The organism is Marinobacter sp., from assembly GCF_035268745.1.
Classification (GTDB): domain Bacteria; phylum Pseudomonadota; class Gammaproteobacteria; order Pseudomonadales; family Oleiphilaceae; genus Marinobacter.
Genome location: NZ_DATFKH010000103.1, coordinates 1 through 14,315, shown reverse-complemented (window position 1 = coordinate 14,315; position 14,315 = coordinate 1). Strand labels below are relative to the sequence as shown.

13 protein-coding genes and 3 tRNA genes are annotated in these 14,315 nt (G+C 58.3%); 12 read left to right on the top strand and 4 right to left on the bottom strand.

Annotated elements, in window-relative coordinates:
- Positions 1-148, bottom strand: a 148-nt coding sequence (locus VJ956_RS08130; protein ID WP_324083658.1) for a hypothetical protein, incomplete at its 3' end; no start/stop codon positions are given.
- Between the two features lie 385 nt (positions 149-533).
- Between VJ956_RS08130 and VJ956_RS08125 the strand changes: the two genes are divergently transcribed.
- The 5 genes from VJ956_RS08125 (at position 534) to VJ956_RS08105 (ending at position 3,807) form a co-directional block, all read left to right on the top strand.
- Complete coding sequence (locus VJ956_RS08125) at positions 534-941, top strand: secondary thiamine-phosphate synthase enzyme YjbQ (protein ID WP_324083656.1); 408 nt, start codon at positions 534-536, stop codon at positions 939-941.
- Between the two features lie 102 nt (positions 942-1,043).
- Positions 1,044-1,484 (top strand): VOC family protein, encoded by a 441-nt coding sequence (locus tag VJ956_RS08120; RefSeq protein ID WP_324083655.1) that lies wholly within the window; start codon positions 1,044-1,046, stop codon positions 1,482-1,484.
- A 145-nt stretch (positions 1,485-1,629) separates the two neighbouring features.
- Positions 1,630-2,142, top strand: coding sequence for a nicotinamide-nucleotide amidohydrolase family protein (locus VJ956_RS08115; protein ID WP_324083653.1), 513 nt, complete (start codon positions 1,630-1,632; stop codon positions 2,140-2,142).
- A gap of 140 nt (positions 2,143-2,282) precedes the next feature.
- Positions 2,283-3,350: a recombinase RecA gene (recA, locus tag VJ956_RS08110; protein WP_324083650.1), complete on the top strand. Its 1,068-nt coding sequence runs from the start codon at positions 2,283-2,285 to the stop codon at positions 3,348-3,350.
- Positions 3,337-3,807 carry a flavodoxin family protein gene (locus VJ956_RS08105; RefSeq protein ID WP_324083648.1) on the top strand — a complete coding sequence of 157 codons (471 nt, stop codon included), beginning with the start codon at positions 3,337-3,339 and terminating at the stop codon, positions 3,805-3,807. Before recA ends, VJ956_RS08105 begins: the two co-directional genes overlap by 14 nt.
- Before the next feature lie 13 nt (positions 3,808-3,820).
- Here the strand turns inward: VJ956_RS08105 and VJ956_RS08100 are convergent, their stop codons facing one another.
- Positions 3,821-4,501, bottom strand: a complete 681-nt coding sequence (locus VJ956_RS08100) for a DJ-1/PfpI family protein (RefSeq protein ID WP_324083647.1) — start codon at positions 4,499-4,501, stop codon at positions 3,821-3,823.
- Positions 4,502-4,872: 371 nt separating this feature from the next.
- On the opposite strand from VJ956_RS08100, the gene VJ956_RS08095 reads away from it, so the two are divergent.
- From VJ956_RS08095 to VJ956_RS08085, 3 genes are read left to right on the top strand one after another with little or no spacing between them, the layout of a single operon-like run.
- Positions 4,873-7,281, top strand: a complete 2,409-nt coding sequence (locus VJ956_RS08095; RefSeq protein ID WP_324083645.1) for an ATP-binding protein — start codon at positions 4,873-4,875, stop codon at positions 7,279-7,281.
- A gap of 38 nt (positions 7,282-7,319) precedes the next feature.
- The gene (gene fixJ, locus VJ956_RS08090; RefSeq protein WP_324083643.1) at positions 7,320-7,946 is read left to right on the top strand and encodes a response regulator FixJ; all 627 of its coding nucleotides are present in this window, start codon (positions 7,320-7,322) and stop codon (positions 7,944-7,946) included.
- Between the two features lie 46 nt (positions 7,947-7,992).
- Positions 7,993-9,600 (top strand): response regulator, encoded by a 1,608-nt coding sequence (locus VJ956_RS08085; protein WP_324083642.1) that lies wholly within the window; start codon positions 7,993-7,995, stop codon positions 9,598-9,600.
- Between the two features lie 10 nt (positions 9,601-9,610).
- Here the strand turns inward: VJ956_RS08085 and VJ956_RS08080 are convergent, their stop codons facing one another.
- Complete coding sequence (locus tag VJ956_RS08080; RefSeq protein ID WP_324083640.1) at positions 9,611-10,486, bottom strand: MaoC/PaaZ C-terminal domain-containing protein; 876 nt, start codon at positions 10,484-10,486, stop codon at positions 9,611-9,613.
- Between the two features lie 199 nt (positions 10,487-10,685).
- Here VJ956_RS08080 and VJ956_RS08075 point away from each other — a divergent pair.
- Both VJ956_RS08075 and VJ956_RS08070 read left to right on the top strand, forming a co-directional pair.
- A tRNA-Asp gene (locus tag VJ956_RS08075) sits at positions 10,686-10,762 on the top strand.
- Positions 10,763-10,785: 23 nt separating this feature from the next.
- Positions 10,786-10,861: transfer RNA gene (locus VJ956_RS08070), tRNA-Val, on the top strand.
- 32 nt (positions 10,862-10,893) lie between these two features.
- On the opposite strand, the gene VJ956_RS08065 is transcribed toward VJ956_RS08070, so the two are convergent.
- Complete coding sequence (locus VJ956_RS08065) at positions 10,894-12,300, bottom strand: 3-oxoacyl-ACP reductase (RefSeq protein ID WP_324083639.1); 1,407 nt, start codon at positions 12,298-12,300, stop codon at positions 10,894-10,896.
- 55 nt (positions 12,301-12,355) lie between these two features.
- On the opposite strand from VJ956_RS08065, the gene VJ956_RS08060 reads away from it, so the two are divergent.
- Together VJ956_RS08060 and VJ956_RS08055 are read left to right on the top strand one after the other, a co-directional pair.
- The gene (locus VJ956_RS08060) at positions 12,356-13,741 is read left to right on the top strand and encodes an acetyl-CoA C-acetyltransferase (RefSeq protein WP_324083637.1); all 1,386 of its coding nucleotides are present in this window, start codon (positions 12,356-12,358) and stop codon (positions 13,739-13,741) included.
- A 339-nt stretch (positions 13,742-14,080) separates the two neighbouring features.
- Positions 14,081-14,157, top strand: a tRNA-Met gene (locus VJ956_RS08055).
- Positions 14,158-14,315: the final 158 nt, after the last annotated feature.

Here is a 14,315-nt window from a genome sequence, read left to right as displayed (position 1 = left end):
CAGACTGGCCGCGGGCTGTCAGCGTTATGTCCATCAGCTCGGCGGCTTTGCGGGCATCGTCGTAAAACAGCTCGTAGAAATCCCCCATGCGGTAAAACACCAGTTCGTTCGGGTGCTCGCCCTTGATCCTGAGGTACTGCCTCATCATCGGCGTGTGCTGGGATAAATCGCTGGAGGCCGCTCCATTACTCACTTTCAACATACTTCCTCAATCGTCTGGGAGAACCTGCGGGTGAATACCCGACCTTGCCAGTATCTTCAGCCACCTGGCGGACCATGAATGCACCTGCAAACCGGGGGTGCTGACGCCTCTTTTCTTTGTCCGGACCGGTGTGACCAGTGGGGTGAGTGTATCAGTTCGGGTTGGGTGCCGGGATAAGTGTACGGTGTCCTTGAGTGGTTTATTCTCCTTCGTGAGTGACAGCCTGGCTCGCCCGGACACCAGTGGTATCTGGACATGATTGAGCAGCATCGAATAAAAGTTAAACGAACAGGCCGGTATTGGCTTTTGCAGATGAGCGGAGGATCAGTCTATGGTTAAACAACTGGTTATCAAAACCAATGGCCAGGGCCTGTATGAATTTACGCGGCAGGTCGAAGCGCTGGTGACTGAAAGTGACGTGCAGGATGGTCTTTGCACGTTGTTTATCTGCCACACCAGTGCCAGCCTTACGATCCAGGAAAACGCGGATCCATCCGCCAGGTACGATTTAGAACAATGGCTGAACCGACTCGTGCCTGAAAACGATCCGAATTATACCCATACCTTTGAGGGCCCTGACGACATTACAGCTCATATAAAAGCTGCGCTAACCGCCACGAGCCTGGGTATTCCGGTTATGAACGGGCAGTTGGTGTTGGGTACCTGGCAGGGAGTTTATTGCTGGGAGCATCGCTATGGCAGCCATCGCAGGACAGTGGCTGTGCACATCAGCAAATAAAAAAGTCAGAAGGCCGCTATCGGTTTCGATGTCCAGCGGTTCCCACATCAAGGCCTTCCCGGTATGGTCGGAGCATGCCGGGTACCCAACAGGAGTAGCGAAATGCAGTATCTTCATACCATGATCCGTGTCAGTAACCTGGATGAAACCCTGCACTTTTTTTGCGATTTGCTTGGCATGGTTGAAATTAATCGGAAAAGCAGTGAGAAAGGCCGTTTTACCCTGGTATTCCTCGCTGCGTCGGAAGATGAGGCACGGGCGAAGGAAGACAGGGCTCCAATGATCGAGCTTACCTGTAACTGGGATCCGGAAGAATATACCGGTGGCCGCAATTTCGGACATCTGGCGTATCGCGTGGATGATATCTACCAGTTGTGCCGGCATCTGCAGGCCAATGGCGTTACCATTAACCGCCCGCCAAGGGACGGTCACATGGCGTTTATCCGCTCGCCCGATGGTATCTCCATTGAGTTGCTTCAGAAAGGTGATTCATTGCCGCCCGAAGAGCCCTGGGCGAGCATGGAGAACACCGGCACCTGGTGAGCCGGAACTGCTGTTGCTCGCAAATCTGCAGGTGCCGGGCAAGATCGGTTGTTGCGGCTGGCATGAAGGGTTCCGGAGCTATGGCATTTGTTGGCTGCAAGAGCTGTAAGAAAATACACGTCAGGCTGAAACGAAGGGGGCCATTATGTCACCGACTGAAAGTGCAGCGGATGCTGCCTTGAACGAAGCGGGTGATCAGCTCGCCGAGGTGCTGCTCCGGCGCAGGCTCAGAATGGCTACTGCCGAGAGCTGCACCGGCGGGTGGGTTGCGAAAATCCTGACCGATCGCGCCGGGTCGTCCGCCTATCTGCTGGCCGGTATTGTCAGCTATAGCAATGATGCCAAAACAGAATTGCTTGGCGTGACAGAGACATCACTTGAAGCGCATGGTGCGGTCAGTGAACCGGTAGTGCGGGAAATGGTGGCTGGTGCCCTGGCAGCCACCGGAGCCGACGTGGCCGTTGCTGTCAGTGGTGTTGCGGGGCCCGATGGCGGATCTGATGACAAGCCCGTGGGCACGGTATGGTTTGCCTGGGGGCGTTCCCCGGCGGACACCGAGGCAGTTGTTGAATACTTCAGCGGCGACCGCGACGCGGTTCGTCGTCAGGCAGTTCTGTTTGTGCTCCAGGGTGTAAAGGCCTATCTGGAAAACGGATGAAAAGCAGGGGTTGGTCTTGGCTTCTGCTTGTGTTTTAATACTGTTCAAATATACAGGAAAACGCTGTGCAGTGTTTTCCAGGTCTTATCCCAGCCGCGGGGCAAACCGGCGGCGCTATCGGCGACAGAGGGTCTGAAACAATGGAAGATAACCGCAAAAAAGCCCTGAGCGCAGCGCTCAGCCAGATTGAACGCCAGTTCGGCAAGGGCGCCGTCATGAAAATGGGCGATCAGCCCCGGGAAGCGGTTCCTGCAGTGTCCACCGGCTCGCTTGGCCTGGACGTGGCGCTGGGTATTGGCGGTCTTCCATTCGGGCGGATCTGTGAAATCTACGGTCCGGAAAGCTCGGGCAAAACCACACTGACACTGCAGGTCATTGCCGAGGCCCAGAAAGCTGGCAAGACCTGCGCGTTTGTTGACGCCGAGCACGCGCTCGACCCGGTATACGCGGAAAAGCTGGGGGTTGATGTTGATGAACTGCTGGTTTCCCAGCCCGACACGGGCGAGCAGGCACTGGAAATCTGCGACATGCTGGTCCGGTCCAACGCCGTTGACGTCATCATCGTCGATTCGGTGGCGGCACTGACCCCGAAGGCGGAAATCGAAGGCGAAATGGGCGACAGCCACGTCGGCCTGCAGGCCCGCCTGATGTCCCAGGCACTGCGTAAGCTGACCGGTAACGTCAAGCACGCCAACTGCCTGCTGGTGTTCATCAACCAGATCCGCATGAAAATCGGCGTGATGTTCGGCAGCCCGGAAACCACCACCGGTGGTAACGCCCTGAAGTTCTACTGCTCGGTACGCCTGGACATCCGCCGGATCGGTTCGGTGAAAGACGGCGACGAAGTCATCGGTAACGAAACCCGGGTAAAGGTGGTCAAGAACAAGGTGGCCCCGCCGTTCAAGCAGGCCGAGTTCCAGATCATGTACGGCAAGGGCATTTACCATATGGCCGAAGTGGTCGATATGGGTGTCAAGGAAGGATTTGTGGACAAATCCGGCGCCTGGTACGCCTACAAGGGTGACAAGATCGGCCAGGGCAAGGCCAATGCCTGCAAGTTCCTGGAAGAGAACCCGGCCATGGCCAAGGAAATCGAAACCGCCGTGCGTGACAAGCTGATGCCAAAACCGAAAGAGAAAGAGGCGGCAGAAGCGGGGAAGTCGGGAAAAGCTGCGAAAGCAGAAGAAGCCAACGGTGAGTTGCTCTAGGACATTACTGGTCGTTGCCCATGCGCCCTCGCCCAACACCCGCAAACTGCGGGAGGCTGTGGAGCGGGGCGCCTGTCATGAGGACATTGAAAACGTTCGGGTGAAAGTGCTGGCCCCGCTGGATGCGGGGCCGGAGGATGTGCTCGCTTGTGACGCCATTATTCTGGGCACTACTGAAAACCTCGGTTATATGAGTGGGGCCCTGAAAGACTTCTTTGATCGCACCTATTATGCCGTTCTTGAAAAAACCCAGGGCCTGCCCTTCAGTTTCTATATCCGCGCCGGCCATGACGGCACCGGTACCCATCGTGCCATAGAATCCATCACCACGGGCCTGCGCTGGCGGCTGGTCCAGAAACCGCTGTTGTGTCGGGGTGATTACCGCGACGAGTTTGAAGACCAGTGCCAGGAGCTCGGGCTCTACCTGGCTGCCGGGCTTGATGCCGGGCTGTTCTGACCTTGCGCTGCCGTCATTTGGCCTTGCCGGCGCGCTCCGCAAGAGCCGCCAGCACCCGGGCCAGGGCTTTGTCGTAAAACGGCTGGACCTCCGCCAGTATGGCCGGTTCGGATGCACCGGGATGTCCGCCCGTGAAAGGCGGGGCGGGGTTATACTCCATGCGCAGCTGAATGGCTTTGGCCACCCTCTCTCCCCAGATCCGGGCAATAACTGCAAGACTGAAATCGATGCCTGAGGTAACGCCGCCCGCGGTAATCAGGTTGCCATCCATGACTATCCGCCCGGGTGTAAACTCTGCGCCACAGACTTCCAGGGCGCTGGTATAGCCCCAGTGGGTGGTTGCACGTCTGCCTTGCAGTCGACCTGCTGCTCCCAGGATGAAAGCTCCGGTACAGACCGATGTCAGGTATTGGGCCGTTTCGCACTGACGGTCGACAAAACTCACCAGTGCCCCGTTATTTATTGCCGTGAACACCCCGGGCCCACCGGGTATGCAGATAAGGTCAGCCTGCGGACAGTTGTGGAAATCATGGCCCGGCAAAATACTAAACCCGGAATCCGTTTTGATCGATGCCCCGGACTCTGAAACCACGCAGATGGTGGCATCCGGCACCTGGGCAAACATCTGGGCAGGTCCGGTAAAGTCGAGCTGGGTAACGCCGGGAAACAGGGGAATAACGATATTGAACGCCATAACGGCCGGACCTCCACAGGTTCTTCATGATCGGTTATCTGGAATACTAAGTCGTCAGCTAAGCAAGCGGACCGATCTTCCCAGAACACGCTGTAAATACGTCCCTGTACGCTCGGCCTCCGCCCTCAGTGCTTATTGCTCCTGCGTCGCACTGAGGTCCAGGGTAGGCCATCCATGGCCTACCCGTGAGGAGCTATTCGCTCTTCACCCATGGCTCCGGACGGTTCTGGAAAGACCTGTCCGTTTGCTTTGCCATGCAACAGTAACGATCCAGAGGCCGAATTTTTAGCCATGACCGCGACAGGGCGCCCCCCAGATTCTACAATGCAGGCCCAATACCATTTGCTTTTATATCGCTACAGGACCCCATCTTGAAGCCATTGTCGCTGAATCAGCTCTACAAAGTCTGCGTGTTGAAAGACCTGCCTTTCAAAACCACCCGCAATCTCGAGCCGCTTGCCGAAATTGTGGGCCAGAACAGGGCCCAGTCGGCGGTCAGGTTTGCCCTGGCGATGCCCCATGGCGGTTACAACGTGTACGCGGTCGGCCGCCCGGGCCTGGGCAAGAGAACCATGATGCTGCGCTATCTCGAGCACCATGCGGATCTGGAGCACCAGATCCACGACTGGTGCTATGTCGCCAATTTTGAAGAACCCAGGGTGCCGAAAGTGCTCAAGCTACCTGCTGGCAAGGGCAATGAGCTCAAGCAGGACATGGACAAACTGATGACCCGGCTGATGAAGATGGTGCCCCAGACCTTCGATAGCGATGGTTTTCTGGAACGCGCTGAACAGCTCAAGAACGGAGTCGCGAAGAAGCAGGAAGACGAACTGGAGAAGGTGGCCGCGCAGGCCAAACGCAAAAAGGTCAGCCTGAACATCACCACCCCGGGCGGCTATCGGCTGGTGGCCATGAATGGCGATGAGCCGCACACGGCGGAATCCTTCCAGGCCCTGACCGAAGCCCAGCGGGAGAAGTTCGAAAAAGATATCAACAAGCTGGAGAAAAATCTCCGCCAGGCGTTGCGCAAGATAGCGGATTGGGAGCAGGAATACGCCGAGGCCCAGCAGGCGCTGAACGAGGAAACCCTGGAGAGTATCTCAGGGGAGCAGATTGAGGGGCTGATTGCCAAATACGCCGATCAGGGCGATGTGGTCAGCTACCTCAAGGCCGTTCGCAGCGATCTGTCTGAAAGCCTGGATATTTTCCTTGAGGAAAACGAAGAGCAGGCGGCGATTGCTTACGCTTCGCTGGACAAGAAAACGCCCCGACGGTATCTGGTCAATGTCCTGGTTCACCAGAAAACCGAGGATGTACCGGTGGTGGTCGAGGACAACCCCACCTATCACAACCTGTTTGGCTACGTCGAAAACGTGACGTTCAAGGGTACGGTGTTTACCGACTTCTCGCTGATCCGCCCCGGGAGCATTCACCGGGCCAACGGTGGCTATCTGCTGATGGATGCCATCAAGGTGCTGGAGCAGCCTTTTGTATGGGATGGCCTGAAACGGGCGCTGCGGGCCCGCGCGCTGCAGATCAACTCCCTTGAGCGGGAGTTGACGCTGTCCGGCACCATTTCCCTGGAACCGGAAGAGATTCCCCTGGATGTCAAAATCGTGCTGTTCGGCGATCGTGAAACCTGGATGCTGCTGCAGGAATACGATTCCGAATTCGCCGAGCTGTTCCGGGTGACCGCGGATTTTGAGAATGAAATGATGCGTACAGACGAAAGCCAGGTTCTGTATGCAAAGTTCATCGCCAGCCTGGTGGACGAAAAGAAGCTGCTGCACTGCACCAACCGCGCGGTTGCGCGCATCATTGAGCACAGTGCCCGTATGGCCGAACATCAGGACCGGCTGTCGCTGCACGCGGCGGATATCGCCAACCTGCTGCGGGAATCCGATTACTGGGCCCGGCAGGCAGGTGCCAAACTGATGGGCCACAACCATGTAGACCAGGCGCTGGAGAGTGCCGAGTACCGCAGCAGCCGGATTCGGGACCAGTTCTACGATTCGATCCGGGATGGCACCACGCTGGTCACCACCTCCGGTAGTTGTATCGGTCAGGTAAACGGCCTGTCGGTGCTGTCCACCGGGGGCTATGAATTCGGCCTTTCCAACCGGATCACGGCGACCTGCTACTATGGAGATGGTGGCGTGATGGATATCGAGCGGGACGTCAAACTCGGTGGCAATCTTCATTCCAAGGGGGTGATGATTCTCAGCTCCTGGCTGTCAGCGCATTTTGCCGTGATGGATCCGATGCACCTGTCAGCGAGTCTGACCATGGAGCAGAACTACGGCGAAGTGGATGGCGACAGCGCCTCACTGGCAGAGTTGTGTGCCCTGGTGTCTGCACTTGCGGGGCTGCCGGTGCGGCAGGATCTGGCCCTGACTGGCTCAGTCAATCAGTTTGGTGAAGTCCAGCCCATCGGCGGGGTGAATCAGAAGGTTGAGGGCTTTTTCGCAACCTGTAAGCTGACAGGTGGGTTGACGGGTTCCCAGGGCGTTATCGTGCCCCTGACCAACGTCCAGAACCTGATGCTGGATCAGCAAGTGGTGCAGGCGGTGCGCAACGGTCAATTCTCGGTCTATGCTGTCACTAATGCGAAAGAGGCCATCACCCTGCTGCTGGGCAAACCTGCGGGTGAGGCCGACGACAAGGGCAGGTATCCGAAACAGAGTGTATTTGGCATGATTCAGCAGCGGCTCGAGAAAATGCGGGAACACGAGCGGCAGGAACATAGTCGGGATGATTCCAGGGACCCGTCCATTCATTAAGCGATGTATTGGCGTTCATTGACAGGAGTGCAAAGCCCATGGCCGACGGTCAGCAGACAGTTTACGTGGTGGAAGACGATGAAGCAGTGCGGGACTCACTCGAGCTGCTGCTGAAATCCGATGGCAAACCGGTCAAGACCTACGATAACGCCACCTCCTTTCTGAAGGACTACTCAGAGAAAATGTCCGGCTGCCTCGTGCTTGATATCCGCATGCCCGGCATGGATGGCATGGAACTGCAGAAAAAACTGAATGAAAAGCACTCCATCCTGCCTATTATCTTTGTGACCGGCCATGGCGACGTGCCCATGGCGGTGGATGCCATGAAAGAGGGCGCCATTGATTTCATTCAGAAGCCCTATCGTGAAGAGGCGCTGCTTGAGAAAGTTGATGCCGCCCTGGCCCAGGATACGGAACAGCGTAAAACACTCGGTGAAAAACAGGAAATTATACGCCGGGTGAAAAGCCTGACCCCGCGGGAGCATGAAATCATGGACCGGATGATTCAGGGCCAGGCCAACAAGGTGATTGCCATCGAGCTGGAGATCAGTCAGCGAACCGTGGAAATTCACCGTTCCCGGGTGATGCACAAGATGGGTACCCATTCGCTTGCCCACCTGGTTCGTATGATCCTGTCCGTAAAGGACCTTATCGACGCGCGGTAAACGCGGCGCCATGATGGAGGGGATGCTTGCAACCGGTCAGACTTTTATGACAGATGCCGTCCAGGAGACAACAGACCTAACGGTTCTGCTTGTTGATGACAATCCCCAGAACCTCAAAGTTCTTTATGAAACCCTGAAAGACAGGGGTTACCGCCTGCTCATCGCCAACGGCGGCGGGAAAGCGCTGGATCTTGCCTACCGCCATACCCCCGAGGTGATCCTGCTGGATATCATGATGCCGGAGATCGACGGCTATCAGGTCTGCCAGCTGCTCAAGAGTGACCCTGTGACTGCCGACTGCGCCGTGGTGTTCCTGTCGGCACTGGACGATGTCGATACCAAAGTGCGGGGCTTTGCTCTGGGCGGCGCCGACTATATCTCCAAGCCATTTCAGGCCCAGGAAGTGATTGCCCGGGTGCAAACCCATGCCCGTGTCATCCGCCTGGAGCGGGAGCTTCAGGCCCGCAACCGTCAGCTCGAGAACGATCAGGCGCGGATTCTCAATTCCATCAGCGAAGGCATTTACGGTCTCGATAATGAAGGGCGTATTGTCTATGCCAATCCCGCTGCCGCGATGATCATGCGAACCTCTGCGGCAGAGCTGATCGGGCAGAATTTCTTCGAGTTTCATTTCGGTAGACCGGACCAGGACCTTGCGGACCTGCCCGCTCACGCTACCTGTTGCCGGGGCCAGCCCGAGAACCAGCGCAATGTGGAACTGTTTCGTGCCGACGGCACCCGCTTTCCGGCGGAGTACTGCTCCACCCCGAAATGGGACGGGGATCAGTTCCACGGGGCGGTGGTAGTGTTCCGGGACATCACCGTTGAGCTGAAGAACGAACAGGCGCTGGAGGAAGCCCGGAAACTGGTCCAGGAGCAACGGGACCAGCTCGCCCATGTCTCCCGCATGACAACCATGGGTGAAATGGCGGCCGGCGTGGCTCACGAAGTGAATCAGCCCCTGACAGCGATTACCAACTATTCCCGGGTTGCCCAGCGCCTGATCGCGAAAGACCAGCCGGATATCGGCCTGCTGTCAGAAACCCTGGGAAAAATCGAAGCCCAGTCCCACCGTGCCAGTGAAGTGATTCGCCGCATTCGCCGGTTCATGAAAAAGCCCGCGGCCGGCAAGGAAGTGCTGTCTCTCGCTGCACTGCTTGAGGACACCCGCCGGTTTGCGGAAGTGGATATCCGCAATAACGACGGTGGTATCGAAGTGACGGTGGCGGACGACGTCCAGAATGTCTGTGCCGACCCGGTTCAGGTGCAGCAGGTAGCGCTCAACCTGATCCGTAACGCGCTTGAGGCGACCCGGAGTGCGGGTTCCTCGGAACCGGTCAGAGTCAGTGTGACCATGGCAGACAGCCAGTTTGTGCGAGTTGACGTAGTCGATTCCGGTGTCGGCCTGGCCGAGGAAGATGAAGCCAAGCTGTTCCTGCCATTTTTCACCACCAAAGAGGAAGGCATGGGTATCGGCCTGCCCACCTGTCGCTCACTTATTCAGGCCCAGGGCGGTGTCATTGGTTACCAGCGCCCGGATCCCGGGGATGATTCCGGAGGTGCGTCCCGCGGTGCCTGCTTCTATTTCACCCTGCCTGTGGCGGCACCGGGCATTGATGGTGCGGCCCCGGTCTGTGGCAGTTCCGGGGTCTGACGGCCAGCTTTTATGCGTGCCACTGAACATAACCGCTGAGGTGCGGAATGTTGCCTTTACTGTTCAGTAACTGGTAATCCAGCCCGCCGGCGCTGGCCTGCCAGTTCAGCATCGCGCTGGCGGGCATGAACAGCGGCTTCCTGAAATCACAGTGGATGGTGAACCCGCCGTCCTGCCAGTCACTCTGCTGCTCCAGCAGGCTCAGTACCCGTGCCTTGCTCCACATACCGTGGGCGATGGCGCGCGGGAAACCGAACATTCGGGCGGTCAGGGTATACAGGTGAATCGGGTTACGGTCGCCGGACACCGCCGCGTATTGTCGGCCTGTCGATTTTGGCACCTGAACATCGCAGGTGTTGGCGTAGGTTTCCAGCTGCAGCGGTTCTTTCGGAGCCTTGCCGTTTCCGGACTGGGGGCGCAGGAACAGTATTGTACTGATCTCTTCCCATACCAGACGGCCTGCGGACCGGGCCCGGGTAAGCAGCTCGAATTCCAGGCCTTTTGACACCTGGCCGGCTTCACCCAGGCTGACGTCCAGGTCCAGATTCTCGCCTTCGCCGATCGGGCGGTGCTGAATAATCCAGTTGCGCACATGCACCAGCCCCAGCAGGGGGAAGGGAACACGGGAGTCCGTCAGCACTCTGAGATGCAGCGGGAATGCGAGCACGTGGGGCCAGGTCGCGGGCACCGCCCGATGCCGCTCAAACCCGCACACCCGGCGGTAACGATTGAGGTCAGACCCGCCGGTGGCAACACCGATCAGCTGCGCCGACAGGTCCGGCAGGGCAGCCGAGTCTCCCCGCTGCTTTTTCCGTGGTAACAGCGCCCTGCCGTACAGTGGCAGAAGTCCGGGAGGCTGGTTACGATATTCGGTGTTTTGACTCATGCTGTGACCGCTCCTGATGCACCTGGGTGATTCTGGCCTGACAGGGTCCAGCCACCTTCAAGGTCTCACAGTTTGGCAAACCCGACCAGCACGATTTTTTGTGAAAAATCGTTGACATGACAGGCCGCCTCTTTATAATGCGCCCTCGTTGTCACCGAGCATTCACACCCTTGAATGCGCCCGAGGTGGCGGCCAGTGCGGAGCGGTAGTTCAGCTGGTTAGAATACCGGCCTGTCACGCCGGGGGTCGCGGGTTCGAGTCCCGTCCGCTCCGCCATTTTTGACTCCTTCGATATTCCCGGGTGGTTAGCTCAGCTGGGAGAGCATCGCCCTTACAAGGCGAGGGTCACTGGTTCGATCCCAGTACCACCCACCATTTTTCCTGTTTCCCGCTGTTCGCCCGTCAGGCTATTTGCCGATCAGTGACTGTCCGCACACCCGGACCACGTTGCCGTTTACGCCGTTCGAACCCGGGTGGCAGTACCAGGCAATTGTTTCTGCCACATCCACCGGCAAACCACCCTGGGACAGGCTGTTCATCCGCCGACCCGCTTCCCGAACCCGGACTGGCAGGTCCATCGTCATCCGGGTTTCAATAAAGCCGGGGGCAACCGCGTTGATGGTGACACCGTTTTTCACCTGCTTTGCCATGGCTTCCACATAGCCGATGACGCCGCTCTTCGCTGCGGAATAATTGGTCTGGCCAAAGTTGCCGGCAATGCCGCTGATGGAAGAAATGCACACGATCCGGCCATTTTCCTTCAACAGCTCCTGCCCGATCAGTTCTTCGTCGATATGTTCTTCCGCAGTCAGGTTCACGGCAATGGCCTTATCCCAGAAATGCTCGGGCATTTTGCCGAGGGTTTTGTCCCGGGTAATGCCGGCGTTGTGAATCACCAGGTCCACACCATCGAAATGCTGGCGGATGAAATCCGCGATCTGCCCGGGGGCATTATCGTCGGCGATGTCACAGGCCAGCGCCTTGCCGCCGAGGGCGTCGGTAACGCTCTGCAACTCTTCCATGGCGGAGGGCATATCCAGGCCGATCACGGTAGCGCCATCCCGGGTCAGGGTCTGGGCAATCGACGCACCTATGCCGCGGGAGGCCCCGGTTACCAGCGCAACCTTGCCAGCCAGGGGTTTGGCCGGGTCTGTCGGGATCACTTCCGCAGTCTTGCCCACCTTGGCAACCTGCCCGGACACGAAGGCCGAACGCGGCGAAAGGAAAAACCGGACGCTTGAATCCAGCGCCTTTTCACCGCCCGCTGCCAGTAGCACCAGGTTGGCCGTGGCACCTTTGTTACCCACTTCCTTGGCCACGCTGCGCACAAAACCTTCCAGTGCCTGATGCGCTGCGGCCTTCGCCGGTGCCCGGCAGCGTGACGGGTCCTGGGCGATCACCAGAACCCGGCCATGGAGTTCCAGTTTTTTGATGGTGGCGTGGAAAAAATCGTAGATCGCCCGCAGGTCGTTGGTGTCCTTCAGACCGGTGGCATCGAACATCAGGGCGGAGAACCGCTCTTCAAATTCGGTGTCCAGGGCCAGGGGCGCTGCCTTGTTGCCTACCTTCGCCGAATCGGTCAGAGTGGCGATATTGCTGGCGTGGAATACCCTGGCGGGACTTGCGGCCAGGGTCTGGCCCAGATGGCTCACTGCTTTTCCGCCAGCGGCCGCGCCGACCAGAACATTACCCTCAACAAAGGGCTGGTCGCCACGCTTCCAGCGCTTCAGCTTTACCGGCGCTGGCAGGCCGAGATACTGGGCCGCGGTTTTGCCAAAGGGCGTATTCACGAATCTGAGATAGTTATCAGACATAGGTTTTCCTTTTCCGGTAGATCATCGAAATTACATGGACAGACAGGACAACATCATGGCACAGGCTCCGAAAACCACCCAAAAGAAAACCTCAGCAGCAGCGGCGAAGACGACACCAAAGCGGGCAGCAACCAATACCAAAAAACGCGCACCGCAACCGGCATCGTCCAGCGGTGTGCGCCGGGTAGCGATCATTGGCGGCAACCGGCTGCCGTTTGCCCGCTCCAACACCGCCTACAGCAAAGTCAGCAATCAGGAGCTTCTGACCTCCAGCTTTCGTGGCCTGGTTGACCGTTTCCGGTTACAGGGCGAACGCATGGGCGAGGTAGTGGCCGGCGCCGTGATCAAGCATTCCCGGGACTTCAATCTGACCCGCGAATCCGTCCTGAGCAGTGGCCTGGCACCGGAAACCCCCGCCTACGACATCCAGCAGGCCTGCGGAACCGGCCTGGAGGCCGCGATACTCGTCGCCAACAAGATTGCCCTGGGCCAGATCGAGTGCGGCATTGCCGGCGGCACCGATACCACCTCAGATGCGCCAATCGGTGTCAGTGAGGGGCTGCGGGAAATCCTGCTTGATCTGAACCGGGCCAGAACCGCCGGTGAGCGCCTGAAAGCCATTTCCCGTTTCCGTCCGCGTCACCTGGCGCCGTCCGTGCCGGAAAACGGCGAGCCCAGAACCGGCCTGTCCATGGGTGAGCACTGCCAGATTACCGCCAAAGACTGGTCTATCCCCAGGGATGACCAGGACCAGCTGGCCTACGAAAGCCACCAGAAGCTGGCCGCTGCCTACGACGAAGGCTTCTTCAACGACCTGATGACACCACTGGCCGGCCTGACCAGAGACAATATTCTGCGGCCGGACACCACCCTGGAAAAACTGGCCACGCTGAAACCGGTATTCGACCGCGAAAACGGCACCATGACCGCCGCCAACAGCACGGCACTGACCGATGGCGCCTCCTGCGTACTGCTGGCCAGCGAAGAATGGGCCAGGGCCAACAACCATGAAATCAAGGCCTATCTTACCTTCTCCGAGGTGGCGGCTGTCGACTTTGTCGACAGCAAAGAAGGCCTGCTGATGGCCCCGGCCTACGCGGTACCCAGAATGCTGGCGAAAGCCGGGCTTACCCTGCAGGATTTCGACTTCTACGAAATCCATGAGGCCTTCGCTGCCCAGGTGCTTTCAACCCTCAAGGCCTGGGAGGATCCGGCTTTTTGCAAGGACAGGCTGGGCCTGGCCAAAGCCCTCGGCAGCATCGACCGCAAAAAGATGAATATCAAAGGCAGCAGCCTGGCCACCGGCCACCCGTTCGCCGCCACCGGCGGCCGTATCCTGGCCACGCTGGCCAAGATCCTGGAACAAAACGGCAGTGGTCGCGGTCTGATTTCCATATGCGCCGCCGGAGGGCAGGGGGTAACCGCCATCGTCGAACGGTAAGTTTCCGGAAAACCGGAAAATTTCATAAAAGTCCTTTGACAGAACCTGCCCAGATCCCTATCATGCGCGGCACGTTGATGCGGGGTAGAGCAGTCTGGTAGCTCGTCGGGCTCCCAATCCCAAGAAAGCCGGAGGGAGATCAAGGACCTCCGGGTTCTGAGGCCGACCATGCAGGCGCCTCGGAAGTTGAAGTGAAAAACCAGTTTGATGCGGGGTAGAGCAGTCTGGTAGCTCGTCGGGCTCCCAATCCCAGGAAAGCCGGAGGGAGATCAGCGACCTCCGGGTTCTGAGGCCGACCATGCAGGCGCCTCAGGAGTTGAAGTGAAAAACAAGTTTTAATGCGGGGTAGAGCAGTCTGGTAGCTCGTCGGGCTCATAACCCGGAGGTCGTTGGTTCGAATCCAGCCCCCGCTACCACTATTGAAAAAAGCCAGTCGGGAACGACTGGCTTTTTGCTTTCTGGCAATTGCCGCAGATTCCGACTGATCCTCTGCTCCGATCCTTTACTCCGGGCTCAGCCGAGACGATCCCTTGATTCTTGCTTGCATGAAGATCATCTTTCTCGGGGCATTACT

Coding starts and splice junctions, on each gene's coding strand:
- VJ956_RS08080 (WP_324083640.1), bottom strand. CDS start 10,486: ATGAGTCAAAACACCGAATATCGTAACCAGCCTCCCGGACTTCTGCCA.
- VJ956_RS08120 (WP_324083655.1), top strand. CDS start 1,044: ATGCAGTATCTTCATACCATGATCCGTGTCAGTAACCTGGATGAAACC.
- recA (WP_324083650.1), top strand. CDS start 2,283: ATGGAAGATAACCGCAAAAAAGCCCTGAGCGCAGCGCTCAGCCAGATT.
- VJ956_RS08060 (WP_324083637.1), top strand. CDS start 12,356: ATGGCACAGGCTCCGAAAACCACCCAAAAGAAAACCTCAGCAGCAGCG.
- fixJ (WP_324083643.1), top strand. CDS start 7,320: ATGGCCGACGGTCAGCAGACAGTTTACGTGGTGGAAGACGATGAAGCA.
- VJ956_RS08085 (WP_324083642.1), top strand. CDS start 7,993: ATGACAGATGCCGTCCAGGAGACAACAGACCTAACGGTTCTGCTTGTT.
- VJ956_RS08125 (WP_324083656.1), top strand. CDS start 534: ATGGTTAAACAACTGGTTATCAAAACCAATGGCCAGGGCCTGTATGAA.
- VJ956_RS08065 (WP_324083639.1), bottom strand. CDS start 12,300: ATGTCTGATAACTATCTCAGATTCGTGAATACGCCCTTTGGCAAAACC.
- VJ956_RS08100 (WP_324083647.1), bottom strand. CDS start 4,501: ATGGCGTTCAATATCGTTATTCCCCTGTTTCCCGGCGTTACCCAGCTC.
- VJ956_RS08115 (WP_324083653.1), top strand. CDS start 1,630: ATGTCACCGACTGAAAGTGCAGCGGATGCTGCCTTGAACGAAGCGGGT.